This window comes from Mesorhizobium sp. B2-5-11, from assembly GCF_006440835.1.
GTDB lineage: Bacteria > Pseudomonadota > Alphaproteobacteria > Rhizobiales > Rhizobiaceae > Mesorhizobium.
The window spans coordinates 33,263-55,838 of the sequence record NZ_VFUK01000016.1; the positions used below are offsets into that span (position 1 = coordinate 33,263).

The 22,576-nt window shown below is 63.2% G+C and carries 25 protein-coding genes; 15 read left to right on the forward strand and 10 right to left on the reverse strand.

Features of this window, described 5'->3' with window-relative positions; genetic code table 11:
* Window position 1: 1 nt before the first annotated feature.
* A complete protein-coding gene (locus FJ490_RS29835; protein ID WP_140500577.1) occupies window positions 2–1,243 on the reverse strand; it encodes an ROK family protein in 1,242 nt (413 codons plus the stop codon).
* A gap of 258 nt (window positions 1,244–1,501) precedes the next feature.
* Here FJ490_RS29835 and xylF point away from each other — a divergent pair, with 258 nt between their 5' ends.
* The 4 genes from xylF (at window position 1,502) to FJ490_RS29855 (ending at window position 6,612) form a co-directional block, all read left to right on the forward strand.
* Window positions 1,502–2,542 carry a D-xylose ABC transporter substrate-binding protein gene (gene xylF / locus FJ490_RS29840; RefSeq protein WP_140500579.1) on the forward strand — a complete coding sequence of 347 codons (1,041 nt, stop codon included), beginning with the start codon at window positions 1,502–1,504 and terminating at the stop codon, window positions 2,540–2,542.
* A gap of 142 nt (window positions 2,543–2,684) precedes the next feature.
* The gene (locus FJ490_RS29845; protein WP_140500580.1) at window positions 2,685–4,037 is read left to right on the forward strand and encodes a sugar ABC transporter permease; all 1,353 of its coding nucleotides are present in this window, start codon (window positions 2,685–2,687) and stop codon (window positions 4,035–4,037) included.
* A 15-nt stretch (window positions 4,038–4,052) separates the two neighbouring features.
* Complete coding sequence (locus FJ490_RS29850; RefSeq protein ID WP_140686493.1) at window positions 4,053–4,853, forward strand: ATP-binding cassette domain-containing protein; 801 nt, start codon at window positions 4,053–4,055, stop codon at window positions 4,851–4,853.
* A 136-nt stretch (window positions 4,854–4,989) separates the two neighbouring features.
* A complete protein-coding gene (locus tag FJ490_RS29855; RefSeq protein WP_140676410.1) occupies window positions 4,990–6,612 on the forward strand; it encodes a CHASE domain-containing protein in 1,623 nt (540 codons plus the stop codon).
* Window positions 6,613–6,815: 203 nt separating this feature from the next.
* On the opposite strand, the gene FJ490_RS29860 is transcribed toward FJ490_RS29855, so the two are convergent.
* From FJ490_RS29860 to FJ490_RS29875, 5 genes are all read right to left on the reverse strand, one after another.
* Window positions 6,816–7,061 (reverse strand): YMGG-like glycine zipper-containing protein, encoded by a 246-nt coding sequence (locus FJ490_RS29860; RefSeq protein ID WP_140500585.1) that lies wholly within the window; start codon window positions 7,059–7,061, stop codon window positions 6,816–6,818.
* 182 nt (window positions 7,062–7,243) lie between these two features.
* Entirely contained in the window at window positions 7,244–7,414 is a 171-nt protein-coding gene (locus tag FJ490_RS32885) for a hypothetical protein (RefSeq protein WP_181165419.1), read from the reverse strand.
* 129 nt (window positions 7,415–7,543) lie between these two features.
* Window positions 7,544–8,578: a PAS domain-containing sensor histidine kinase gene (locus FJ490_RS29865; protein WP_140500587.1), complete on the reverse strand. Its 1,035-nt coding sequence runs from the start codon at window positions 8,576–8,578 to the stop codon at window positions 7,544–7,546.
* A 177-nt stretch (window positions 8,579–8,755) separates the two neighbouring features.
* Complete coding sequence (locus FJ490_RS29870; RefSeq protein WP_006203859.1) at window positions 8,756–8,920, reverse strand: DUF1328 domain-containing protein; 165 nt, start codon at window positions 8,918–8,920, stop codon at window positions 8,756–8,758.
* A gap of 183 nt (window positions 8,921–9,103) precedes the next feature.
* Window positions 9,104–9,898, reverse strand: coding sequence for a response regulator (locus tag FJ490_RS29875; RefSeq protein WP_140500589.1), 795 nt, complete (start codon window positions 9,896–9,898; stop codon window positions 9,104–9,106).
* Window positions 9,899–10,117: 219 nt separating this feature from the next.
* On the opposite strand from FJ490_RS29875, the gene FJ490_RS29880 reads away from it, so the two are divergent.
* Window positions 10,118–10,321: a NepR family anti-sigma factor gene (locus tag FJ490_RS29880; RefSeq protein ID WP_181165418.1), complete on the forward strand. Its 204-nt coding sequence runs from the start codon at window positions 10,118–10,120 to the stop codon at window positions 10,319–10,321.
* 3 nt (window positions 10,322–10,324) lie between these two features.
* Window positions 10,325–10,876, forward strand: coding sequence for an RNA polymerase sigma factor (locus FJ490_RS29885; RefSeq protein WP_140500591.1), 552 nt, complete (start codon window positions 10,325–10,327; stop codon window positions 10,874–10,876).
* Window positions 10,877–10,953: 77 nt separating this feature from the next.
* Here FJ490_RS29885 and FJ490_RS29890 read toward each other — a convergent pair whose 3' ends face one another.
* Window positions 10,954–11,403, reverse strand: a complete 450-nt coding sequence (locus FJ490_RS29890; protein ID WP_140500637.1) for a response regulator — start codon at window positions 11,401–11,403, stop codon at window positions 10,954–10,956.
* A 44-nt stretch (window positions 11,404–11,447) separates the two neighbouring features.
* On the opposite strand from FJ490_RS29890, the gene FJ490_RS29895 reads away from it, so the two are divergent.
* The 3 genes from FJ490_RS29895 (at window position 11,448) to FJ490_RS29905 (ending at window position 13,204) form a co-directional block, all read left to right on the forward strand.
* Window positions 11,448–12,209, forward strand: coding sequence for a Crp/Fnr family transcriptional regulator (locus FJ490_RS29895; RefSeq protein ID WP_140525472.1), 762 nt, complete (start codon window positions 11,448–11,450; stop codon window positions 12,207–12,209).
* Window positions 12,210–12,402: 193 nt separating this feature from the next.
* Complete coding sequence (locus FJ490_RS29900) at window positions 12,403–12,729, forward strand: DUF883 family protein (RefSeq protein WP_140517891.1); 327 nt, start codon at window positions 12,403–12,405, stop codon at window positions 12,727–12,729.
* Between the two features lie 10 nt (window positions 12,730–12,739).
* Entirely contained in the window at window positions 12,740–13,204 is a 465-nt protein-coding gene (locus FJ490_RS29905) for a hypothetical protein (RefSeq protein ID WP_140500594.1), read from the forward strand.
* Window positions 13,205–13,247: 43 nt separating this feature from the next.
* On the opposite strand, the gene FJ490_RS29910 is transcribed toward FJ490_RS29905, so the two are convergent.
* Entirely contained in the window at window positions 13,248–14,780 is a 1,533-nt protein-coding gene (locus FJ490_RS29910) for an HWE histidine kinase domain-containing protein (protein WP_224704190.1), read from the reverse strand.
* A 158-nt stretch (window positions 14,781–14,938) separates the two neighbouring features.
* On the opposite strand from FJ490_RS29910, the gene FJ490_RS32890 reads away from it, so the two are divergent.
* The gene (locus FJ490_RS32890) at window positions 14,939–15,112 is read left to right on the forward strand and encodes a hypothetical protein (RefSeq protein WP_181165417.1); all 174 of its coding nucleotides are present in this window, start codon (window positions 14,939–14,941) and stop codon (window positions 15,110–15,112) included.
* 29 nt (window positions 15,113–15,141) lie between these two features.
* On the opposite strand, the gene FJ490_RS29915 is transcribed toward FJ490_RS32890, so the two are convergent.
* Window positions 15,142–16,062, reverse strand: a complete 921-nt coding sequence (locus FJ490_RS29915) for a diacylglycerol kinase family protein (protein WP_140525473.1) — start codon at window positions 16,060–16,062, stop codon at window positions 15,142–15,144.
* A 276-nt stretch (window positions 16,063–16,338) separates the two neighbouring features.
* On the opposite strand from FJ490_RS29915, the gene FJ490_RS29920 reads away from it, so the two are divergent.
* On the forward strand, window positions 16,339–17,649 hold the full coding sequence (locus FJ490_RS29920; RefSeq protein ID WP_140558434.1) for a PRC-barrel domain-containing protein: 1,311 nt from the start codon (window positions 16,339–16,341) through the stop codon (window positions 17,647–17,649).
* A gap of 58 nt (window positions 17,650–17,707) precedes the next feature.
* Here the strand turns inward: FJ490_RS29920 and FJ490_RS29925 are convergent, their stop codons facing one another.
* A complete protein-coding gene (locus FJ490_RS29925) occupies window positions 17,708–19,273 on the reverse strand; it encodes an alkaline phosphatase family protein (protein ID WP_140729399.1) in 1,566 nt (521 codons plus the stop codon).
* Window positions 19,274–19,494: 221 nt separating this feature from the next.
* On the opposite strand from FJ490_RS29925, the gene FJ490_RS29930 reads away from it, so the two are divergent.
* The 4 genes from FJ490_RS29930 to FJ490_RS29945 all read left to right on the forward strand — a co-directional run bounded on the left by FJ490_RS29930 (window position 19,495) and on the right by FJ490_RS29945 (window position 22,572).
* Window positions 19,495–20,427, forward strand: coding sequence for a VOC family protein (locus tag FJ490_RS29930; RefSeq protein WP_140517894.1), 933 nt, complete (start codon window positions 19,495–19,497; stop codon window positions 20,425–20,427).
* A gap of 11 nt (window positions 20,428–20,438) precedes the next feature.
* Window positions 20,439–21,068: an alpha/beta hydrolase gene (locus FJ490_RS29935; protein WP_140525475.1), complete on the forward strand. Its 630-nt coding sequence runs from the start codon at window positions 20,439–20,441 to the stop codon at window positions 21,066–21,068.
* Entirely contained in the window at window positions 21,061–21,360 is a 300-nt protein-coding gene (locus FJ490_RS29940; RefSeq protein ID WP_140500600.1) for a GNAT family N-acetyltransferase, read from the forward strand. Before FJ490_RS29935 ends, FJ490_RS29940 begins: the two co-directional genes overlap by 8 nt.
* A 153-nt stretch (window positions 21,361–21,513) precedes the next feature.
* A complete protein-coding gene (locus FJ490_RS29945; RefSeq protein WP_140558438.1) occupies window positions 21,514–22,572 on the forward strand; it encodes a dipeptidase in 1,059 nt (352 codons plus the stop codon).
* Window positions 22,573–22,576: the final 4 nt, after the last annotated feature.

Consider the following 22,576-nt stretch of genomic DNA (forward strand, 5'->3'; position numbering starts at 1 on the left):
GTCACGCAACGTTCTCGCCCACGCCTGATTTCGCCTGTGCCCCCGGCGCGAAAATCTCCTGGTCGACGAAGGTCAGCGCGCGCATGGCGCAGCCCTCGCGGATCAGTGGCAGTTCGTTCGGCTCGGTGTCGAAGGAAATCGATTTCGAGTGCTGGCCGCCGGCGGTCTGGGCAATGGCCTCGCGCAGAGCCGGCTCGATCAGGTCGAAGGCGGCGGCGCTGACGCCGACCATGGCGACCGGCGCCGGATCGATCAGCGCGAACAGGCTGCCAAGGCCGTAACCCAGCGCCTCGCCGGCCTTGCGGTAGGCTTCGCGCTCCGGCCCGTCCTTTTCGCGCGCCGAGGCCGCCAGGGTGCGCATGTCGGCGTCGCTGACGTCGACGGGCTCGGTGTCCTCGCCAAGCTGCCTCGCGTTGCGCCAGATGGCATAGTTGCCGGCATAGGCCTCGACGCAGCCGCGCCGCCCGCAGCGGCAGAGCGCCCCGCCGGGGCGATGGATCATGTGGCCGAACTCGCCTCCGGATGAATGGGTGCCGGTGAACAGTTCACCCTTCAGCACCAAGCCCATGCCGATGCCGTGCGACAAAAGGATGGCGATGAAGTCGTCGCGGTAGCGCTGGGGATCGCGCCAGCGCAGCGCCACCGCCATCATGTTGCAATCGTTCTCCATGGTGGCGGGAATGCCGAACTCGGCCTCCAGTATGTCGGCGAAGGCGATGTCGGTCTGCGGCGTGATCGGCGACCACAGCATGGTGCGCGCATCCGTGTCGGTGATGCCCTGGATCGCCAGCGCGATACGGGCGATGCTGCCGACGTCGAGGTCGGGATCCTCGAACCGCCGCCTGACGATGGCCACGCATTCGCCGATCAGCGCCTCGCGCGACAGGGTGAGCGTGTCCAGCCGGCGCTGCTCTTCAGATATCACCTGGCCGGCATAGTCGATGACGGCGACGGAGAGAAAATTCAGCGACAGCACCACGGTCATCACCGCCGCGGCTTCAGGGTTGAGGCTGAGGCCGACCTGCGGCCGGCCGCGTTTCAGCGCACCGGCCTCGCTCGGCTTGCTCTGCGCCAGGATGCCTTCGCCAATCAGGTCGGAGGAGATCGCCGATATGGTGGAATGGCTGAGCCCGGTGGTCGCGGCAATCTCGGTGCGCGAGGGCTGCCCGGCACGGCGCACGGCCGCGATCACCATCGCCCGGTTGCGTCGGCGCAAATCGTCGTGGCGGATTCCGACCGACATGTTTCTCGCATCCTCCCCGTCGCCGCGTTCTCTCCCCAGGATCCCGACGACCGTCAAATACTGGCAGAACCGGCCTTGGCTGTCATTATTTATTCCGGAGCTCGAAAAAAATTCACGAGGACATCAAAATACATCAGAATCGACGTTGACAGCGTTCCGACGATGGACCAGTGTTTTTTCGAGGCTCGAAAAAATAGAGCCTTGTGCCGGCCTACGGGCCTGTTTGGTCGCGCCATACGCGGCGCAGGGAGGATTAAGATGAAGAGATTCACAGCCGCCATCCTGGCGGGTGTCGCCATGTCGCTGACGCTCGCGTCGGTCGCGCAGGCGAAGGACAAGGTCATCGGCGTTTCCTGGTCGAACTTCCAGGAAGAGCGCTGGAAGACCGACGAGGCCGCCATGAAGAAGGCGATCGAAGCCGCCGGCGACAAGTATATTTCCGCCGACGCCCAGTCCAATCCCGGCAAGCAGCTCACCGACGTCGAGAGCCTGATCTCCCAGGGCGCCAATTCGCTGATCATCCTGGCGCAGGACGCCTCCGCCATCGGCCCGGCGGTGCAGAAGGCGCTCGACGAAGGCATTCCGGTCGTCGGCTATGACCGCCTGATCGAGAACAAGGACGTCTTCTATCTGACCTTCGACAACAAGGAAGTCGGCCGCATGCAGGCCCGCGAAGTGTTCAAGGTGAAGCCGGAAGGCAACTACGTCTTCATCAAGGGCTCGGGTGCCGATCCGAATGCCGATTTCCTGTTCTCGGGCTCCATGGAAGTGCTCAAGGACGCCATCGACAGCGGCAAGATCAAGAATGTCGGCGAAGCCTATACGGATGGCTGGCTGCCGGCCAATGCGCAGAAGAACATGGAGCAGTTCCTGACCGCCAACGACAACAAGGTCGACGCGGTCGTCGCGGCCAATGACGGCACTGCCGGCGGCGTCGTCGCGGCGCTGACGGCTCAAGGCCTGGCCGGTACCGTTCCGGTCTCGGGCCAGGACGGCGACCACGCGGCGCTGAACCGCATCGCGCTCGGCACGCAGACCGTGTCGGTGTGGAAGGACGCGCGTGAACTCGGCAAGAATGCCGCCGAGATCGCCTCGCAGCTGGCCGACGGCAAGAAGATGACCGATATCGCCGGCGTCAAGGACTTCACAACGCCCGGTGGGAACACCGTCAAATCGCTGTTCCTGACCCCGGTTGCGATCACCAAGGACAATCTCAACGTCGTCATCGACGCCGGCTGGATCAAGAAAGACGAGGTCTGTGCCGGCGTCGCGGCGGGCAGCGTAGCGGCCTGCAACTGATCTTCCATTTCATGCGATGAACGCCGCGGCTGCCAAGCCGCGGCGTTTTTTCAAGAAAATTTGTTTTTCCGCCCCGGGCGGGTAACTTCTAGGCTGGCTTCCGGCATCCCGCATCGGACGGGCAGGCCGGCGGGAGAAAATCATGACCGATACGACGTCCAACCCGCAGGCCGACACCGCGCGTGCGTCGGAACTCGGCGCCGTCGCCCGGTTCCTTAAGGCGACCGAGATCGACACGCGCATGCTCGGCATGATCGGCGCGCTGCTGCTGATCTGGATCGGGTTGCATGTCTTGTCCAGCCTGCGTCTCGGCGTCAATCCGCTCGATTTCGACAGCCGTACCTTTCTCACGCCGCGCAATCTGTGGAACCTGTCGGTGCAGACCTCGGCCGTCGCCATCATGGCCTGCGGCATGGTGCTGGTCATCGTCATGCGCAATATCGATCTGTCCGTCGGTTCCGCCGAAGGGTTGATCGGCATGGTCATGGGCTTCGCCCAGGTGCATTTCCTAGTGCGCTTCGTCGGGCTTGAGCTTGGCAACCCATGGATCTGGGTGCTGGCGCTGGTCATCGGCCTGGTGCTCGGTCTGTTGATCGGCGCCTTCCAGGGCTTTGTCATCGCCTATCTCGAAGTGCCGGCCTTTATCGTGACGCTGGGCGGGCTTCTGGTCTGGCGCGGTGCGGCATGGTGGGTTACCAGCGGCCAGACGGTGGCGCCGCTCAACGCGACGTTCCAGCTGATGGGCGGCGGCCCGGCCGGATCGATCGGCGCGACCTGGAGCTGGGTGGTCGGTATCGCCGCCTGCCTTGCGGTGGTGCTTGCGCTGTTCAACGGGCGGGTACAGCGCAAGCGCTTCCGTTTCCCGCTGCGTCCGATCTGGGCCGAGACGCTGATCGGCGTGCTGACCTGCGCCGTCATCATGGGCGCGGTTTGGCTGGCCAATTCCTATCCGTGGCCAGTCGGCATCGTGAACAGATATGCAGCCGCCAACAACATAACCGTGCCCGAGGGCGGCCTGTTCATCGCCCACGGCATCGCCATACCGGTGCTGATGGCCATCGCCGTCGGGCTGGTCATGACCTTCATCACCAAACGCACCCGTTTTGGTCGCTATGTCTTTGCCATTGGCGGCAATCCGGAAGCAGCCAACCTCGCCGGCATCAATACACGCTGGATCACGATGAAAGTGTTCATGATCATGGGCGTGCTGGCCACGATCGCCGCCGCGATCTCGTCAGCCCGGCAGAACTCGGCCACCAACGTGCTCGGAACGCTCGATGAATTGCTGGTGATCGCGGCGGCCGTCATCGGCGGCACATCGCTCGCCGGCGGTTCGGGAACAATCATCGGCGCCATGCTGGGCGCGCTTTTGATGCAGTCGCTGCAATCCGGCATGGTGCTGCTTGGCGTCGACTCGCCGCTGCAGAGCATCGTCGTCGGCGCCGTGCTGGTCATCGCGGTGTGGCTCGACACCGTCTATCGCAAACGCGTTTGAGGGAGGAGGACAATCATGGCTGAGAGGATCGCTCCCGCCGGCAACCCGCTGGTCGACATGCGCAACATCTCAATCGCGTTCGGCGGCATTCGCGCCGTCGACGATGCCTCGATCGATCTTTTCCCCGGCGAGGTCGTGGCCCTGCTCGGCCATAACGGCGCCGGCAAGTCGACACTGATCAAGATCCTGTCGGGCGCCTACAAGCGTGACGCGGGCCAAATCTTCGTCAACGGCGAAGAGGCTTCGATCTCCAACCCGCGCGATGCCAAGAAATACGGCATCGAGACGATCTACCAGACCCTGGCGCTCGCCGACAATGTCGACGCCGCCGCCAACCTGTTCCTCGGCCGCGAGCTGAGGACCGCCTGGGGCACGCTCGATGATGTCGCCATGGAGGCCGAGGCGCGCAAGGTGATGGGCAGGCTCAATCCCCGCTTCCAGCGCTTCAAGGAGCCGGTGATCAAGCTGTCGGGCGGACAGCGGCAGTCGGTGGCGATCGCACGCGCGATCCTGTTCAACGCCCGCATCCTGATCATGGACGAGCCGACGGCAGCACTTGGACCGCAGGAAACGGCCCAGGTCGGGGAACTGGTCAGGCAGCTCAAGTCCGACGGCATCGGCATCTTCCTGATCAGCCATGACATTCACGACGTATTCGAACTGGCCGACCGGGTGTGCGTCATGAAAAACGGCCAGGTCGTCGGCACTGCCCGCACCACCGATGTGACCCAGGACGAGGTGCTGGGCATGATCATCCTGGGCAAATGTCCGCCTGGCGCCATTCCCGGACCAGGCGCGTTGAAGATCGCTGCCTGAAGCCTGCTGGCCTGAGCCCGTTACCGATCTGCCGATCAGGTGATATGCCAGCCGGCGGGATGGCTTGGCCTTGCCATTGTGTTGACCGGGCGACTTGCCCATAAAGGGCTCACATGCTGATAGGCCGCATTATCCGTTGAAGAAGCTTTTTCCAATCGTCGCTTTCGTTGCCGTTGCGCTGATCAGCATGACAATGGCGGGGTTCGCCTATTTCGCGACGCAAGAGGCGGCTCGCATCAAGTTCGACGCGACCGCGGACGATGCGCTCAACCGTATCGAGAGCCGGATCGACCTGCAGCTGTCGCTGCTGCGCTCGTCGCAAGCCTTGTTCGACGCCCGCAATGGCGACATCTCGCAGAGCGAGTTCAAAGCGTTCTTCAATGCCCTCAATGTCGATACCAATTTCGCCGGCCTGCGCGGCATCGGCTTTCTCCGGCTGGTGAAAGCAGGCGACGAGGCGACGGTCGAGCGCGACATGCTGCATGACCAGGGCACCAGGCGTGCGATCTATCCGGACACCACCCAGCCATGGCGGACGCCCGTTGTGCTGTTCGAGCCGCTCGACCCGTCCAATAAGGCCAGCATCGGCTATGACATGTTCACCGAGCCCGTGCGGCGCGCGGCAATCGAGAAGGCAATGGCAGATGACCAGCAGCACGCGAGCGGGCTGGTGCAACTCGGCCAGGGCACGGGCGCGGCGCAGACCTTCACCGGCTTTCTCGTCTTCGTGCGGCTCAACGTCGAGACCGCACCTGATGCCATAAACGCATCGCGGTCCTCGACGGTAGGCTTTCTCTACGCGGCCTTCCGGGCCAGGGAGCTGTTCCAGATCGCGCTCAGCCGTGCGCCGCTGCTGCCCGTCAACACCGAAATCTACGATGGCGGCGTCGATCCGGATCATCTGCTGTTCCGGTCGGAGACACCGCCCGTCTCGGGCTTTGGCGACAGGCTGCTGGTCACCCGCAAGATCAGCGTGGCGGGCCGGCCGTGGACCGTGCAGTTCAGGCCGACAAGCGCCTTCTCGCAGCCATCGTCACGGGCCATCCCGGTCATGCTCGGCCTGTTCGGGCTGCTGCTGGCCGGCGCCATCGCGCTCGTCGCGCGCTATCAGGAGCGAGCCTACGAGGCAGCATCGCTGCTGCATGAGACGACGGAAAAGAGCCTGCTCGAAAAGGATTTGATGCTGCAGGAGATGAAGCATCGCATCAAGAATTCGATCACGCGAGTGCTGGCGATCGCGCGCCAGACCGCGTCACGTGCCAGCGACGTCAATGAGTTCTCGGCATCTTTCTCGGCCCGGCTACAGGCAATGGCCGCGTCCCAGGACATGCTGACGCGCTCGCGCTGGCAGAAGGCGGATCTCGGCGATCTCCTGCGCATCGAGCTTGGCCAAGTGTTCGGAAAGGAGCTGCCGGAAGAGCTTTTGTCCGGGCCGGAGGTGCTGCTTGACGAAACCACGACGCAGGCACTGGGCCTCACCTTCCACGAACTGGCAACGAATGCGCTGAAATATGGCGAGGCCGGCAATACGGTCGGCGCCCTCAGGATCGAATGGTCGGTCGAAGGGCGCGGGCGTGACCGGGTCTTGGCTCTGAGCTGGCAGGAAACCGGGCAGAAGAAGGTCGACGCGCCGGCCACGACCGGCTTCGGCACCAAATTGATCGACCTCAATGTCACGCGTGAGCTGCGTGGCACGATCCACCGCGATTATCGCGATGACGGATTGAATGTGGAAATCAGGATTCCGCTGCCGGCGTGAATGCCATCGGGCCTTGGCGGAATCGCTCCAGGCTTCACGCGGCGGCCAATAAATTGCCGCACCGCTGCCGGGTTCGCGAATGAGCCCGACAGCGCGCGATTCAAGTTGCTCGGAGCGGTTCAGCGTCTGATAGATCGCCGATCCGCTCCTTGCTCGCAATTCCGGCGGGAAAACCGCTCCGCGCTTTTCCCGCCCGAATTGCCTTAGTTGCAGCGAGCCGTGTAGATGCGACCCCGATGATCGCGATACTGGCAGTATCCATTGCGCAGGTTGCGGACCAGCAGGCCGGAGCCGGCACCGACGGCCGCGCCGATCAGCGCGCCCTTGCCGCCGCCGACCAAGCCGCCCACGCCGGCGCCGATCAAGCCGCCGCCGACGACATCCTGCTCGGTCGAGGTACAGCCGCTGACGGCGACCACGGCAGCCATGGCAATAAGAATTTTCCGCATAGGGTCACTCCTCACTTCGTGTCCTCACTTTAATAAGCTCCAGCCGTCACTTAGCATGAAAAAACGACCTTTGCTGCTCCAATTTATTGTTGGTGAAGAGAGTCTTTTTCTGGGCGCAGCTTTCCGATGCCTCGGCCGCCGAAAAACCCGAGCGATGTGCGCGCGCGAACGTGGGGGCGGGATCAGGCCAGCTGGGACAGGGCGATCAGGACAATTGCCGCGGCCAACGCCGGAGCGACGATGGGCAGGATGCCATGAGCAACCGGCGATGCCGTGGATGTCTCGGGATCCTGGATTTCGCCCATCGAAATGCGAGCGGCATGCTCGAGTCTGTTGATATCGGCGACCGTCAAGGCGCTCCTCCCCACTATGCTGCGGCAAAGCCCTCGAAAGCATGCTCGTCGGCTCGGCAGTTCCATCGGTATCTGGCAAAAACAGCATCTGCTTCTATGGTGAACAGCCGGTTAAAAAATGGCGGTCGCCTACTCCGTCTCGAAATTGCCGTGCGGAACAACGAGATGGTATTCGAGGCGACCATCCGCGATCTCGAGGCGCGCCGTTCCGTTCAGGGAAGAGGGCACTACGCGTTCCAGTGCGACGCTGCCGAAGCGCTTTTTGCCCTCTTGGTTGCTGTCGGTTCCTATGGTTTCGGCCCAGGTCAGCGACAGGGCAATGCCGCCATCGGCGGCGGTGTCGAGGACGGCGGTCACTTCGACGAAGCCCTCCGGCCGCGACAGGGCGCCATAGCTGACCGAGTTGACGGCCAGTTCATGCATCGCAAGGCCGATATGCAGCGCGGCGTTGGGGTTGAGGTAAGGATTTGCGCCGCGGAAGCGAAGGCTGTGCGACGCGTCCGTCCCGTAGCGGCCGACCTGACCGGCGACGAGTTCGCGAAGGGCAGCACCGCGCCAGTTGGAGGAGGTTACCAAATCCTGGGAGGAGGCCAGCGACTGGAGCCGGCCGCGAAAGCGGGTCAGGAAATCGCCGATGCTGTCGGAATAGCGTCCCGTCTGGGTGGCGATGCTCTGGATGATTGCCAGCAAATTCTTCGAGCGGTGCGTGACTTCGCGCAACAGCGTCGTCAGCGTCTGTTCGCGGCGTCGCTGCTCGGTCGTCTCGACCATGGTGGTGACGACACCTTGCACGTCGCCGGCCTCGCCATGGTCGGCGTCGATCCAGACCTGAAACCAGCGCATGCCGTCCTCCATCGGGACGCCGATCTCGAGGCGCTGCGGATCGCCGCTTGCGACGACGTTGCGCTTGGCAGCGCCAATGCGGTCGGCCTGTGCCGGCGGCAGGATGCCGTCGCCCTCGCTGCTGTCGGCGGCCCAGGGCGCACGCATGTTCCGCGCCCAGACCGTTTTCATGTCGCGGTCCTGGTAGAGGACGGAAATGCCGGCATTGTGGAGTGCGTGGAGAAGCGCCCGGCCAAGTTGCATGCCGCTTTCGGCGGGATGCAGGGCGATGACCTCGTCCCCCCGCTCGTTCTTCTTGGTATCTCGAGCCCTGGAACGCATCCGACCTGTTCACCCAACTCAGGCTGAACGGCTCACCGTCCAATGGGTTCCAAGGCAGGTTTTACGGGAACCAGACGCCCAAAAGCGGTCCGCCGGGCGGCGTCCTTGTGGGACACCACCCGGCGGTGGCTGGAAACCGTTTGAGGGGTGCGGCTTCCAGTGTTCGCCTGATAACCCTCAGGCCCGTCTGAACAGGCCGGCGAGAAGCGAAATGATGAGGAAAGCGAGAAAGATGAAGAACAATATCTGCGCTATCCCGGCAGATGTACCGGCAATGCCGCCGAAACCAAGCGCGCCGGCGATGATTGCCACGACGAGAAATACGAGCGCCCAGTAAAGCATGGTTCCATCTCCTTCCAACTATGTGAGAAAAACGTGGGTGGATGCGGTTTGTTCCACTTTTTGCCGAAAAAGACGATCCCCCCGCGCACCATCGTGGCGCGGAAAAGCAAGGCGCGGCCAGCGGAACCTTCCGGCTGGTCGCGCCCTGCTTTTGCGCGCGTTTGCGACTTCAGTTGCGCATGGCTATGCGGCTGCTTTCGCCTGCCGGTCGAAGAACAGAGCCTGGCTGATCAACGCCTTGACCATGTCCGGGTTGAACGGCTTCGTCACCAGGAAAGCCGGTTCGGGCCGCTCGCCGGTCAGGAGACGCTCGGGAAAGGCGGTGATGAAGATCACCGGCACGGAAGTCGACGACAGAATCTCGTTCACCGCCTCGATGCCCGAACTGCCGTCGGCGAGTTGGATGTCCGCGAGCACCATCTTCGGCCGCGTCTTGCCGAACATCGTCACCGCTTCGGCATGGGTGCGGGCGGTGCCGACGACCCGATGGCCCAGGCTCTCGACCATCTCCTCTATATCCATGGCGATCAGCGGTTCATCCTCGATGATCAGCACGTCGGTCGCCACCTGGCGGGAAATCTCGTTGCTCGCCTGGGCAAGCAGTTCTGAGAATTCCTGTTCGCCGACGCCAAGAATTTCGGCCGCCTCATCCTCGCTGAAACCCTCGACGGCCACCAGAAGGAAGGCCTGGCGGGGAAGCGGCGCGATCGCATTGAGATTGGCCGCGGCGCGCTGTTCCCATGCCGATTGCGCCTGTTCTTGTGGAACGCGGATGGCGACGGACGTGAACAGTTTGGCGAAGACCTTGTACAGCGCGATTCGGTCGCTAGATGCCTCGGGAAAAATGTCGACATCGGCGATGATGGCCTCGAGCATCGCGGCAACCAGCGCGTCGCCGCTCTCCTGCGATCCCGATACGGCACGCGAGAAGCGGCGCAGGAACGGCAGGTGCGGAGCGATGGTGGCGGATAAACTCATGACGGACGTCTCCCTCAGATGACGTGATTGACTAAAAATGCAGGTCAAGCCCCATTGCAAGCCCCAACGACACAAACGCGGGCTTTCGCAAAAAGTTCCGGCCCCGGGAACTAATACGCCTGAACGGCGTTTGAATTGGGGATGGGCAACCAGACGAGGATGCCGCTTGTGTTGTGTTGAGTTATGTTGAGCGGCTATGGGGCTGGATTAAAGGGCGAAATGAAGGAAATGACGAAAGATGTCTTGACTGGCGCCTCAATCAGGCGCCGGAACGGCGTGGGCGACCCGCTCGGGCCGAATTCCGAAATCGGACGCAAACTCAAGCAGTATTACGACGAGCTGGTCTCCGACGATGTGCCGGATCGTTTCGCGCAGTTGCTCAGCCAACTGGAGCGGGCCGAGCCCGCACAGAAAAAGGACTGAGGCATGGCAACGGTCTCACAAGGCTTCAAGACCGATCTGCTTGGGGCAATACCGAGCTTGCGTGCCTTCGCAGTGTCACTGACGCAGAATGCCGACAAGGCCGACGACCTCGTGCAGGAAACGCTGGTCAAGGCCTGGGACAAGCATGAGAGCTTTCAGCCCGGTACCAACCTGAAGGCATGGCTCTTCACCATCCTGCGCAACGAGTTCTATTCGCAGATGCGCAAACGCGGCCGCGAGGTGCAGGACAGCGACGGCATCATGACAGCCAGGCTTGCGGTGCATCCCGCCCAGCACGGCCAGCTCGACCTCAAGGATTTCCGCGGTGCGCTCGAGCAACTGCCCGAAGACCAGCGCGAGGCCATCATCCTCATCGGCGCCTCGGGCTTCTCTTACGAGGAGGCGGCCGAGATTTGCGGTTGCGCGGTCGGGACGATCAAGAGCCGCGTCAGCCGAGCCCGCACGCGCCTGCAGGAGATACTGAAAATCTCCGGCGAAGACGAGTACGGTCCCGATGCGATCTCAGCACAGGTCACGGGCACGGCGGCGCACTAAAAAAGCGTCGCATCGAAACGGCTGACAGAATCGCCATCGCATCCGCTCTGACTCTTACGCGACGCGACGCGACGTCGTCAGGCGGGCGGGACTCGTCCGCAGGCCCGGGCCACCGCTTCCACAAGATCTTCGCCCGAATAAGGTTTGCTGACCAGCCTTATCCCTGGAAAGGCAACCTTGATCTCGTCCGCATCCGAATAACCGGAGGCAAAGACGAAGGGCACGCCCGTTTCACGCAGGCGCGATGCAAAGTCGAAAGTCGGAGTGCCCCCCAGCATGAGGTCGACGATCGCCGCATCGAATTGGGTGGCAACCTGTCGACCATCGATCTCGGCCAGGTCGCGGACAAGCACTACGTCGTCGGCGCCGTGATCACGGCAAAGCTGCTCGACATCCATGGCGATGAGAAATTCATCTTCCAGGACAAGAATGCGCAATCCGTCAAGCAAAGGCGACACAGGCAATGGCTCCTTGAAACGCAGCGAGTCATGATCGCTATTTGACGCGCTGTCATTTAAAAAAGACATGCCACCGCAGCGGCTGAGCCCGCGGTTCTCGAGGAGCGGTCGAAATGTCAATCCAGAACGGCCTTGCTTCCTCCAGCCGCCGGTATGATTGCGAGAATTGCCCGCTGCGGCCGCTGCCGGGTTTCCGCAAATTCGAGAGATCGGAACTGGCCTTCATCGACAAATTGAAGAAAGGCGAGCTCGCGGTCGACAAGGGCGCAACGGTGCTGGTGGAAGGACGCCGCAGCACTCATCTCTACACGGTGCTGTCGGGCTGGGCTTTCCGCTACAAGCTGTTGTCGGATGGCCGCCGTCAAATCCTCAACTACGCCATCCCTGGAGATCTCATCGGGCTGCAAGGCAGCGTGATGGGCGAAATGCAGCATTCCGTCGAAGCCTTGTCGCCGATGCTGCTTTGCGTGTTCGAGCGGGAGTCCCTGCATGAGCTTTTCCGCAACCATCCGGGCCTGGCCTATGACATCACCTGGATCGCGTCGCGCGAGGAGCGGATGCTGGATGAGAACCTGCTCAGCGTCGGCCGCCGCAGCGCGATCGAGCGCACCGCCTATCTCATCGCCTTCATCGGCAGCCGGGCCAAGGCCGTTGGCCTCAATGGCGGGCGGCTCACCCGGATCGCGTTCACGCAGCAGCACATCGCCGATACGCTCGGGCTGTCGTTGGTCCATACCAACAAGACGATTCGCAAACTGATGGATCGCAAGCTGATCGCTTGGCGCGATGGCGGCTGCGAGATCATCGATCATGAAGGGTTGAAGCAGCTTGCTGGCTGGGAGGGGCTGGGCAAGGAACGACGGCCACTGATCTGATCGGATGCAGGAGGCCCCGTTTTGAGCTAGGGTCCAGATCGATGGAACCGGGACGGCCTCTATCCATTGGATTGAGCGTGATCTTTTGGCAAACCGACACCCGCTTTGCGGGATCATGCCCGTTTATCCGAGGGGCTCGGAACCTTGAGACATGCAGCGCGTTGAAATCAAAGCAATCACAGGGAGTTAAGCGATGGCAGCTGCCGCAGGAAAGAACGCAAGCGAAGCGCGGGCGAACTCGGACCTCGAAGCCGATATCAGGCAGTTGAAGGCCGATATCGACAAGCTGACGAAGCAGCTGGCAAAGACAGGTGAGCATGGATACGGCACCGCCCGCCGTGCCGCCGCCGAAGGTGTCGAGCATCTGCGCGCCCAAGGCGAGGCAGCCTTTGATAGCCTGCGCAGCAACACCAGGGATATAGAGGCGCAGATAGCGGCAAGCGTGCGCGAGAAGCCGGTGACTTCATTGGCGATCGCCGCCGGCGTTGGCTTCCTGTTCGCGCTCCTGGCGCGCCGCTAGTCCCGCTCAAATGGGATTGCTGGCTTCCCTTGTCTCGGGCCTGGCTTCGGGCGAAACCGTTGCAGCCATGCGCCGCGCGCGCACGGCTGCAATTGTCTATGCGCTTGCCGCGCTCGCGGCGCTGTGCGGTCTCGGCTTCCTGATCGGGGCCGGCTATATATGGGCTGCGGACCGCTATGGGCCGCTCGCGGCGGCGTTGGGCTTCGGCGTCGGCTTTCTGATCGTCGCGGGCCTGATCTTGCTGATCTATCGCTTCTCGGCCGGCTCGCGCGCACGGCGCCGGGCAGAACGGCGCAAGGCGGACATGACCGCAATCGGGGTCACCGCCGCACTGGCCGCTCTGCCGGCGCTGCTCAAGGGAAAGGGCGGCCTCGGGGCCATTCTCGGTCCCGCCGTGGCGTTGGCGGCTTATGCCATCTACCGCGAGAACGTGAAACCAGGTCCCGGCGGGCCGGCTGGCGGCGATCCTGATTGAGGCTGACCGGATGAAGGCTGCGTCCGGATTAAAGCTGGGCCGGTCACTTGGAGAGATCCTCCAGCGGCATGGATATTTCGGCAAAGACGCCTTCCGGCCGGAACTCGTGCGCCACTTCGCTGGAGATGACCTTGGCCAGGCTGCGGCGGATCAGGATCGAGCCGAAACCGTGCCGCTCGGGCGGGGCAACCGCAGGACCGCCGCTTTCGCGCCAGGTCAAGACAAGGCGCCGGTCGCTTTTTCTGCCTTGTGTCTTCCAGCTCAGATCGACCTTGCCGGATGTTGCCGACAGCGACCCATATTGTAGGGCGTTGCTGGCCAGTTCGTGCAAGATCAGGCCCAGCCCCACTGCCTGGTCCGGCGACAGCAACAGATCGGGACCGGTGATCGTCATGCGCAGTTGCTCGGCGGTGTCGAAGGGCCTCACCTCGATCTGGATGAGTTCATGGATGCCGATGCCGCGCCATTCCCGGTCGGACAGGAGATTATGGGCAATGCCGAGTGCCTGGAGCCGGGCGCCGAAGGCTTCCAGGAAAGCGCTCGGCTGCCGGGCATGGCGCACGGTCTGCGTCGCCAGCGCCTGAACGGTCGCCAGCGTGTTCTTGACGCGATGATTGAGTTCGCGAAGCAGCAGCCTTTGCCTTTCCTCCCCAAGCTTGCGTTCGGATATGTCGTAATTGACCCCGAAGATCAGCGTCGGCTTGCCGTCGCCATCGCGCTCGATGACGCGGCCGCGCGTCGCCAGCCAGCGGGGTGGATGGAAGCCTTTCACGCGGTACTCGCCGAAATAGTCGTCGCCGCCGGCCAAGGCGTCGCGGAAGCGGGTTTCGGTTTGATAGACGTCGCGTGGATCTATTGCCATCAGGATGTCGCGCGCCCGCAACCGGTTCGATCGCGGCAGATTGAACAATTCCGGCAGCAAACCATCGCATTCGATCATGTCGGTGCGGATGTCCCAGGCCCAGCTGGCAAGCGATGCCGCGTCGAGCGCTATGGCGCGCCGTTTTTCTTCGCGAACCAGCGCCGCCTCGGCGATGGCGCCGCTGCGCGTCGCATCCTTCAGCGTGAACAGGCTGGCGGCTAGGCCGGCCAGCGCCTTCAACTGGTCGAGCCTGACGCGCGATGGAAAGGGACGGGGCTTGCGGTCGAAAACGCAGAGCGTTCCGATCCTGGCGCCGGCGACGGTCACCGGCGCGCCCGCAAAGAAGCGGATGTGATGCTTGCCCGTGACCAGTGAGTTGGCTTTAAAACGCGGATCCAAGGTCGCGTCGGGTACCACCATCAGTTCGCCGCCCGCGGCAATCGCATGGGCGGAGAAGGAGATGTCGGTTGCGGTCTCGATCTCGTCCAGGCCGACACGCGACTTGAACCATTGCCGCTCGACGTCGACGAGCGTAACCAGCGCGATCGGTGCGCGCATGGCGGCCGCGGCAAGGCGGCTGACGCCGTCGAAGTCGGCGTCAGTCATCGTATCCAGCGCCTGCAAGCCGTGCAGCACGGCCAGCCGGCCGGCGTCGTTGACGACGTGCATTACTTCGGCCGGAAGGCCCGGCGCCAATTTCGCCGCCTTGTTCACCAGCGCCCCCGACGCTTCCTCGCGAGCCCTCCGACTTCGCCTTCCCGACTTGCCGGCGAAGGGCTTGGCCAAACGCGGAACCTTCGTAGCAAGGAACCGTTACCCGAAGATGTTTTGCCAGAGACGCTCAACGCGTCCACATCGCATCGAGGCCGGCTATGCCCAAGACCATTCCTGAAAACAAAGCGCGTCAGGGACACTGGGGCTGGCACGGCTTGCGGATCCTGATTGCGGGACTTCTCCTGGCCTTTGTCGTTTGGGGCATCGTCGAGATTTACGGCGAGTACACGAAATCCCCGACCACCGAACAAGGCAGCGCTCCGAGCGGCTAGTCTTCTGTTCCTCGTCGGCTGCCCCTGCATCAGGCCGCCTTTGCCCGCATGGCGTGCCGCGGCACCAGCACGTTCAAGGCGCCCGGGTGGATTTCGATGGTAATTTCGTCCTCGAGCTTGATAAGTTCACCGTCGAGGACGGCGCGGTATTTCCTGGCCGCCGACCGGATCTTCAGCACAGCCCGCTCTGTCTGATGGATTTCGACATGTTCATTGTCCCGCCATTTGCCACGCGCGACGTTGAAGAAGAACTTGACCAGTTCGGCGCGCTGCCGCGCGACCGTGACATAAATGCCGAGCACGCCGCCCGCCGGATTGTCGGCAAAGGGCAGGTGACCCTCTCCAAACAGGTTGTTGGTGACGCCGACGCCGGTGGTTCGCGCCGTGATCTCGGCCTCGCCAATGGTCAGGGTGACCGTCATCGCCGGCGGATTCTTGATCGTCTGCCAAGCCGCTTTCGCGGATGCCCGCATCTTGCCCAGCCGGGAGCCGAACTCCATGTTCTGGCGTAGCTGCACCATCTTGGCGTGCATGCCGATCGAGAACTGATGCACGAAAGGTCGGCCATTGGCGGTGGCGATGTCCACCGCCATCACCTCGCCATCGGCGAAGGATCGCAAAGCCGCATCGAGCGTCTGCGGGATGCCGAGCCCGCGCGCGAAGAGGTTCATGGTGCCTGCGGGCAATATGGCCAGCGCCTTTTTCTTGCCCATCAGCCGCGCCGCCGCCGCCGATATCGTGCCATCGCCGCCGCCGGCGAGAATCACGTCGATGCCGCGACGCGAAGCCGCGTTGTCCAATGCCGGCACGATGTCCTTGCCGGCAACCACGTCGATATCGATGGAATGGCCTGCCGCCTCCAGCAGGTCGCGCATGCGATCGCGAAAGCCATCCAGGTCAAGGGTGCGCAAGGTGCCACCGTCCCGGTTCAGCACCGCCGCAAACCGCATGTCCCCTCCGTGTTCTCAAAAAAACTCCGAGCCGGAGAAGCTCCAGCCGTCGGCTGAACGGCGCAAGTAGCAAAAAGGTTCCGGATGATGCGGCGAATTTCCCTTTGCAGGACGCAAGTTGCGAGCCGCGTGTGCGGAGAATATGCGTCCTGGCTTTTGTCGGAACAATGGGCGCAGTCACGACGTTGTGATCAGGCGAATGCCGCGTTCGCCCGTCGCCGGTGACGGCGGAGGCCGGTGCGGCATGCATGAAATCAGGCACGAGGAGACACCATCATGATCCGCAATCTTTTAGCCACGACTGCTCTTGCCATGTTCGTGGCGACGGGCGCGCATGCGCAGACGACTCCGACACCGGCTGCGCCTGGCGCGGAGCAACCCGCCGCTCCTGTGGTGCACGCCGAGGGCAGCATCGCCACCAACATCATCGGTGAATCGGTTTATAACGGCACCGGCGACAATGCCGAGAATATCGGCAAAGTAACCGACATCGTCTTCGACAAGGACGGTCAGGCCAAATCCATAGTCATCGGCGTCGGGGGCTTTCTGGGCGTCGGGACGAAGAATGTCGCGTTCGATTACGACAAGCTGCAGTGGGCCGAGAAAAACGGCGACCGCTGGCTGGTCGCCCAGACGACCAAGGACCAGTTGACGGCGCAGCCGGAGTTCGACACCAAGCCCTATGCTCCGGCACCGGCCGCATCGACAGCCGCACAGGCGCCGTCCACATCCGCGCCGAGCGATACCGCCCAGGCGCCAGTCGACATGAACGCGGCTCCGGCGGAATCGGTGAAGCGCGCCGCCGGCAATCTCGCCACCAATATCATCGGTGAGAGCGTCTATAACGGGACCGGCGACGATGCGCAGAACATCGGCAACGTCAACGACATCGTCCTGACCAAGGAAGGCAAGGCGCAATCACTGGTCATCGGCGTCGGCGGCTTCCTCGGCATCGGCGAGAAGAACGTCACCTATGATTTCGGCAAGGCCCAGTGGGCCGAGAAAAACGGCGACCGCTGGCTGGTAGCCCAAACCACCAAGGAAGAGCTGCAGGCATTGCCGGACTTCAACCGCAAGGCCTATGATCCGGCTCCGGTCACGACGGCATCCAACGCACCTGCTGCGTCCACCCCGGCCGTCGCGCCGACAACCAATACGGCTCCGATCGACAAGACGGCGCAGGCCCCGTCCGCCTCGACGCCTGATGCGACCGCCCCCGACCAGACGAAGACCGCAGCGATCGACAAATCCAAACTGACCGAAATGCCTGTCGGCGAAGTCAGGGGCGACGATCTCAAGGGTACCACAGTCTATGGCGCCAACGACGTCAAGGTCGGCGAGATCGGCGATGTCGTGCTGACGCCCGACAACAAGACCGACGCGGTCATCGTGGATGTCGGCGGTTTCCTCGGCGTCGGCGAGAAGGAAGTCGCCGTCGGCATGGACAACCTGAAATTCATGACCGACAAGGACGGTAACAAATATCTCTACACGACCTTCACCAAGGAGCAGCTCGAGGCCCAGGCCGCCTACGACAAAGGCAGCTATGCGCAGAACCGCGAGCAGCAGCGGATGATCGTGAGATAGCAACGGCAGTAGGGCAGTAGGGTAGTAGGGCAGTAGGCAGTAGGGCAGTAGGGATTCCCTATTCCCCTACTGCCCTACTTACATAGCCCACAACGCCATCCCTGGTCAGCTCCGCCAGCGCCAGCGACTGGTCGAGATGTTCGGCCCGCCAGGCAAGCAGCCGTTCGGCGAACTCGAGCCTGATCGGGAGATAGGCGGGATCGGCGGCGAGATTGGCGAGCTCGGCGGGATCCTTTTCCAGGTCGAACAGCAATGGCGGCAGGCCGCCGCCGAAATGCACATATTTGAATTTTTCCGTGCGGATCACGGCGAGATTGCACTGGCGCGAGGCAAGGCCGAAATGCCGTTCGGCTTCGCCTTCCGCGATCGAACGAAAATCGAATTCCCAATGCGCGGCGTCGCGCCAGTCCGACGGCTCCTCGCCGGCGATGAACGGCCGCAGCGAGTGACCGTCGAGGTGCGGCGCCGGTTCGCCGCCCAGCAGGTCGAGCAAGGTCGGCAATATGTCCACCGCCTCGGTAAAGCGGTCGACGGCCACGCCTGCGGTGTGGCCGTGACGCGGGTCGCGGATGACCAGGGGGATATGATAGCTGGCGTCGAAGAAGCCGCCTTTGCCCAGCATGAAATGGTCGCCCATCATCTCGGCATGGTCGGAGGTAAGCACAATGACCGTGTCGTCCCACGCGCCCGCCGTCTTGACCGCCTGCCAGATACGGCCGAGCTGCGCATCGACTTCCGAGATCATGCCGTAATAGATCGCGCGGATGCGGCGGAAATCATCCTCGCTCCAGTCATGTACGCTGCCTGCGGCGCCAGGTCGAAACTTGTGCTTTTTCTGCCTGCCGAAATCGTAGGCGAGATAGGGATGGCTGTCCGCCTCTTTCTGCCAGCCTGCCGCGCGGCGAAAGCCGGGGCCGTCGGCGGGGTCGTACATCGCGTCGTATGGTGCAGGCGCGATGAAGGGCGGATGTGGGCTGATGAAAGAGAGATGCGCGAACCAGGGCGCGGCATGATCCTGTTCGCCCAGCCATCGGATGAATTCGCCGGCAAGAAAAGCCGTCGGCGTCTGCTCCTTCGAATAGACGGGCGGCGCAGTCGTCACGGAGCCGGCGTCGCCTGCCCCGTTCGCCGGTCGATGGATCGCGGGGGAGCCGGCGTCGGTATCGATGCCCTGCATTCCCAGCCATGACAGCCACTGCTTCTGATGCTCTGGCAGCAATTGGCGCACCGTGAAACCAGGAAGCACGCCTTCATAGCTTCGCAGCCGCGGATCAGCCGGAGCGAGCCGGCGCGGATCCAGCGATACGTCGGTGTAGCCGAACAGCGTCGGATCGTAGCCCAGCGCGCGCGCCGAAAGCGCTATATTGCCGTGACGGGCATCGAGCGGCGTGCCGTTGCGGCAAACCCGGTTATTCATCTGGTAGAGGCCGGTATAGAGGCAGGCACGGGCCGGCGAGCAGGGTGCCGCGCCGCCATAGTGCCGCTTGAACAATACGCCTTCCGCTGCCAATGCGTCGGCATTCGGCGTCTTCACCAGGGGATGGCCGGCCGCCGAAAGGCAATCGCCGCGCCATTGGTCGCAGGTGATCAGGAGAACGTTCGGACGCCTGCCTTTTCCGGTCACTGGCGATAATCCTTGGCTAATGTGCGAGCGTCGCTCATGGAACCGAAATCCCGCCCCGGCGCAAGCCCGGGCTGCTGGTGGTTCGGTGAACAAACTGCTTTCGATTGTTCACTTCCAGAGTACAGTCCATCCCGTCTTTGTCGCCTTTGACGGGAACAGGCCGATGCTCATATTGGCGAGGACAGCGGCAGGGGCCGCAATAGAACAAGGGAGCAGCACTCATGCTCGACCAGATCAAGGGTTTGCATCACGTCACCTCGATGGCCAGCGATGCCCGCCAGAACAATGAGTTCTTCACTGGGAAGCTCGGCCTGCGCCGGGTCAAGAAAACGGTCAATTTCGACGCGCCCGACGTCTACCACCTCTACTATGCCGACGAGCTCGGCACGCCGGGTTCGGTGATGACCTATTTTCCGTTTCCCAATATCGGCAAGGGCCGTCACGGCGTCGGCGAAGTCGGCACCACCGCCTATTCGGTGCCGGAAGGCACGCTCGCCTATTGGGAAAGGCGCTTCGCCGAGGAAGGTATCGCCGGCCTGTCGCGCGAAGAGACCTTTGGCGAGAAGCGTCTGGCCTTCGCCGGACCGGACGGCGACGGTTTCGCGCTCGTCGAGGACAGGGCCGACACGCGCGCGCCATGGGTGAAGGGCGGCATTCCCGCCGACGAGGCGATCCGGGGCTTTCACTCCGTGTCGCTGCGCCTGAAGGATGGCGGCGCCACCGAGGAACTCTTGAAGTTCATGGGCTATGAGGAGCTCGACAAATCCGGCAATGTCAGGCGGCTGGCGATCAGGAACGGCAATGGCGCCGACGTCGTCGACATCGAATCGCTACCCGGTGCCGCCTTTGCCGATCTCGGCGCGGGCTCGGTCCATCACGTCGCTTTCGCCGTCGAGGATCGAGCCAGGCAGCTCGAAGTGCGCAAGGCGCTGATGGATACCGGCTACCAGGTGACGCCAGTGATCGACCGCGATTACTTCTGGGCGATCTATTTCCGCACGCCGGGCGGCGTTCTGTTCGAAGTCGCCACCAACGAGCCGGGCTTCGACCGCGACGAGGACACCGCCCATCTCGGTGAAGCCTTGAAGCTGCCGGCGCAGCATCAGCACCTGCGGCCCTATCTCGAAAAGCATCTGCAGAAGTTGGAAGACTGAGGGGCGGGGTCATGAGCACAGACAGCTACATCCACAAGGTGCTGCCCGGTTCGCCGGGCGGTCCGCTGCTCTTCGTCTTCCATGGCACCGGAGGCGACGAGGGCCAGCTCGTCTCGCTGGGGCGCGATCTCGCGCCCCAGGCAACCATCATCTCGCCACGCGGCGATGTGTCTGAACAAGGCGCTGCGCGCTTTTTCCGTCGCACCGGCGAGGGCGTCTATGACATGCAGGACCTGGCGCGCGCGACTCGGAAGATGGCGGGCTTCGTCAAGGCGCAGATAGCAGCGGCGAAGCCGTCGGCGATACACGCTCTCGGCTACTCCAACGGCGCCAACATCCTGGCGTCGCTGCTGTTCGAAGCCCCTGACCTGTTCGACGCGGCGGTGCTGATGCACCCGCTGATCCCGTTCGAACCGGAGGTGAACGGCAGTCTTGCCGGGCGCCGCATTCTGGTGACCGCCGGCAGGCGGGATCCGATCTGTCCGCCGAACCTGACTTCGCGGCTCGAAGCCTATTTGCGCGCCGATGGCGCCGATGTCACAGTGGAGTGGCATGAAGGCGGGCACGAAGTGCGGCCGAACGAAATCGAGGCGGCGCGGCAGCTCCTTGCCGGCGTGGCCCAAGGAGTAAGTGATGCCTGACCAACTGCCGGAGATCGAACTCGAAGATCGTGGTTCCAAGGGCCGCTACGTGCTGCGTGGTCCGGGCGGCGCCGAGGCGGAGATGACCTTCACCAGGATCGGCGAGCACCAGATCATCATCGACCACACCGAAGTGCCCGACGCGTTTCGCGGCCAGGGTGCTGGGCTTCGGCTCGTCACCCGCGCCGTCGAGGACGCGCGCGCGGCGGGCAAGAAGATCATCCCGCTCTGTCCCTTCGCCAACGCCCAGTTCCGCCGCCATCCGGAGTGGGCCGACGTGCTGAAGGGGTAGGATCAGCCGGCGCTTTACCATTCGGGACCCGCGGGAGTAAAACAGTCTGATAGGCCAGCACGGCTTTGGCATTTGCACGCTCGGCCCATCTTGCCTAAGTAGATATGATATATCGCGGGCAGCGTGCGACACATCGAACCGAATGATCCCTTCATGACCGAAACCGATCTCGTTCCCGTCTTCGACGGCCATAACGACACGCTGCTCAGACTCTATCAGTCGAAAGACCCGGACGTCGAAAAGCTGTTCATGGAAGGGAAATCGGGCGGCCATATCGACCTGCCGCGCGCACGGGCCGGCGGGTTCGCCGGCGGCATGTTCGCGATCTTCCCGCCGCCTGTCGAGAGAGGCCGGCGCGGCGCTGTCCCGTCGACGCCCAGCGATGCCGAGCCTTTGCCGCCCGAACTCCCGCACAGCGATGCGCTGGCCTCGACGATTGCGATGGCCTCGATCCTGTTCAGGCTGGAACGGGCCGGAGCGCTGAGCGTCTGCCGCAATGCCGCAGATGTGCGCGGCGCCATGGCGCGCGAGTCGATCGCTGCGGTATTCCATATCGAAGGGGTCGAGGCGATCGATCCCGAACTCACCATGCTCGACGTGCTGCATGCCGCCGGCTTGCGCTCGCTCGGCATCGTCTGGAGCCGCCCGAACGCTTTCGGCCATGGCGTGCCGTTCCGCTTTCCGTCCTCGCCCGATACCGGTCCCGGCTTGACCGATGCCGGCAAGGCGCTGGTCAAGGCCTGCAACCAACTCAGGATCATGATCGACCTGTCGCATCTCAACGAGAAGGGGTTTCGTGACGTCGCCGCGCTCAGCGATGCGCCGCTGGTCGCGACCCATTCCAACGTGCATGCGATCTGCGGCCACTCACGCAATCTCACCGACTGGCAGCTCGGCGCGATTCGCGAAACCGGCGGCATGGTCGGGCTGAACTTCGCCACCGGCTTCCTGCGCGAGGACGGAAAGATGAATGCCGATACCGGCCTCGACATCATGGTGCGCCACATCGATTCCCTGCTGCAGGCGCTGGGTGAGGATGGGGTTGGCCTCGGCTCCGATTTCGACGGAGCCATGATCCCGGCCGTCATTGGCGACGCCGCCGGTCTGCCGAAGCTCATCGATGCGCTCGCCGCACGCGGCTTCGGCCGCGCGCTGATCGAAAAGATCGCCTACCGAAACTGGCTGGCCATGCTGGAAAGAACCATAGGATAGGCAG

Coding starts and splice junctions, on each gene's coding strand:
- FJ490_RS29835 (WP_140500577.1), bottom strand. CDS start 1,243: ATGTCGGTCGGAATCCGCCACGACGATTTGCGCCGACGCAACCGGGCG.
- xylF (WP_140500579.1), top strand. CDS start 1,502: ATGAAGAGATTCACAGCCGCCATCCTGGCGGGTGTCGCCATGTCGCTG.
- FJ490_RS29845 (WP_140500580.1), top strand. CDS start 2,685: ATGACCGATACGACGTCCAACCCGCAGGCCGACACCGCGCGTGCGTCG.
- FJ490_RS29850 (WP_140686493.1), top strand. CDS start 4,053: ATGGCTGAGAGGATCGCTCCCGCCGGCAACCCGCTGGTCGACATGCGC.
- FJ490_RS29860 (WP_140500585.1), bottom strand. CDS start 7,061: ATGCGGAAAATTCTTATTGCCATGGCTGCCGTGGTCGCCGTCAGCGGC.
- FJ490_RS29865 (WP_140500587.1), bottom strand. CDS start 8,578: ATGCGTTCCAGGGCTCGAGATACCAAGAAGAACGAGCGGGGGGACGAG.
- FJ490_RS29870 (WP_006203859.1), bottom strand. CDS start 8,920: ATGCTTTACTGGGCGCTCGTATTTCTCGTCGTGGCAATCATCGCCGGC.
- FJ490_RS29875 (WP_140500589.1), bottom strand. CDS start 9,898: ATGAGTTTATCCGCCACCATCGCTCCGCACCTGCCGTTCCTGCGCCGC.
- FJ490_RS29880 (WP_181165418.1), top strand. CDS start 10,118: ATGAAGGAAATGACGAAAGATGTCTTGACTGGCGCCTCAATCAGGCGC.
- FJ490_RS29885 (WP_140500591.1), top strand. CDS start 10,325: ATGGCAACGGTCTCACAAGGCTTCAAGACCGATCTGCTTGGGGCAATA.
- FJ490_RS29890 (WP_140500637.1), bottom strand. CDS start 11,403: ATGTCTTTTTTAAATGACAGCGCGTCAAATAGCGATCATGACTCGCTG.
- FJ490_RS29895 (WP_140525472.1), top strand. CDS start 11,448: ATGTCAATCCAGAACGGCCTTGCTTCCTCCAGCCGCCGGTATGATTGC.
- FJ490_RS29900 (WP_140517891.1), top strand. CDS start 12,403: ATGGCAGCTGCCGCAGGAAAGAACGCAAGCGAAGCGCGGGCGAACTCG.
- FJ490_RS29905 (WP_140500594.1), top strand. CDS start 12,740: ATGGGATTGCTGGCTTCCCTTGTCTCGGGCCTGGCTTCGGGCGAAACC.
- FJ490_RS32890 (WP_181165417.1), top strand. CDS start 14,939: ATGCCCAAGACCATTCCTGAAAACAAAGCGCGTCAGGGACACTGGGGC.
- FJ490_RS29915 (WP_140525473.1), bottom strand. CDS start 16,062: ATGCGGTTTGCGGCGGTGCTGAACCGGGACGGTGGCACCTTGCGCACC.
- FJ490_RS29920 (WP_140558434.1), top strand. CDS start 16,339: ATGATCCGCAATCTTTTAGCCACGACTGCTCTTGCCATGTTCGTGGCG.
- FJ490_RS29930 (WP_140517894.1), top strand. CDS start 19,495: ATGCTCGACCAGATCAAGGGTTTGCATCACGTCACCTCGATGGCCAGC.
- FJ490_RS29935 (WP_140525475.1), top strand. CDS start 20,439: ATGAGCACAGACAGCTACATCCACAAGGTGCTGCCCGGTTCGCCGGGC.
- FJ490_RS29940 (WP_140500600.1), top strand. CDS start 21,061: ATGCCTGACCAACTGCCGGAGATCGAACTCGAAGATCGTGGTTCCAAG.
- FJ490_RS29945 (WP_140558438.1), top strand. CDS start 21,514: ATGACCGAAACCGATCTCGTTCCCGTCTTCGACGGCCATAACGACACG.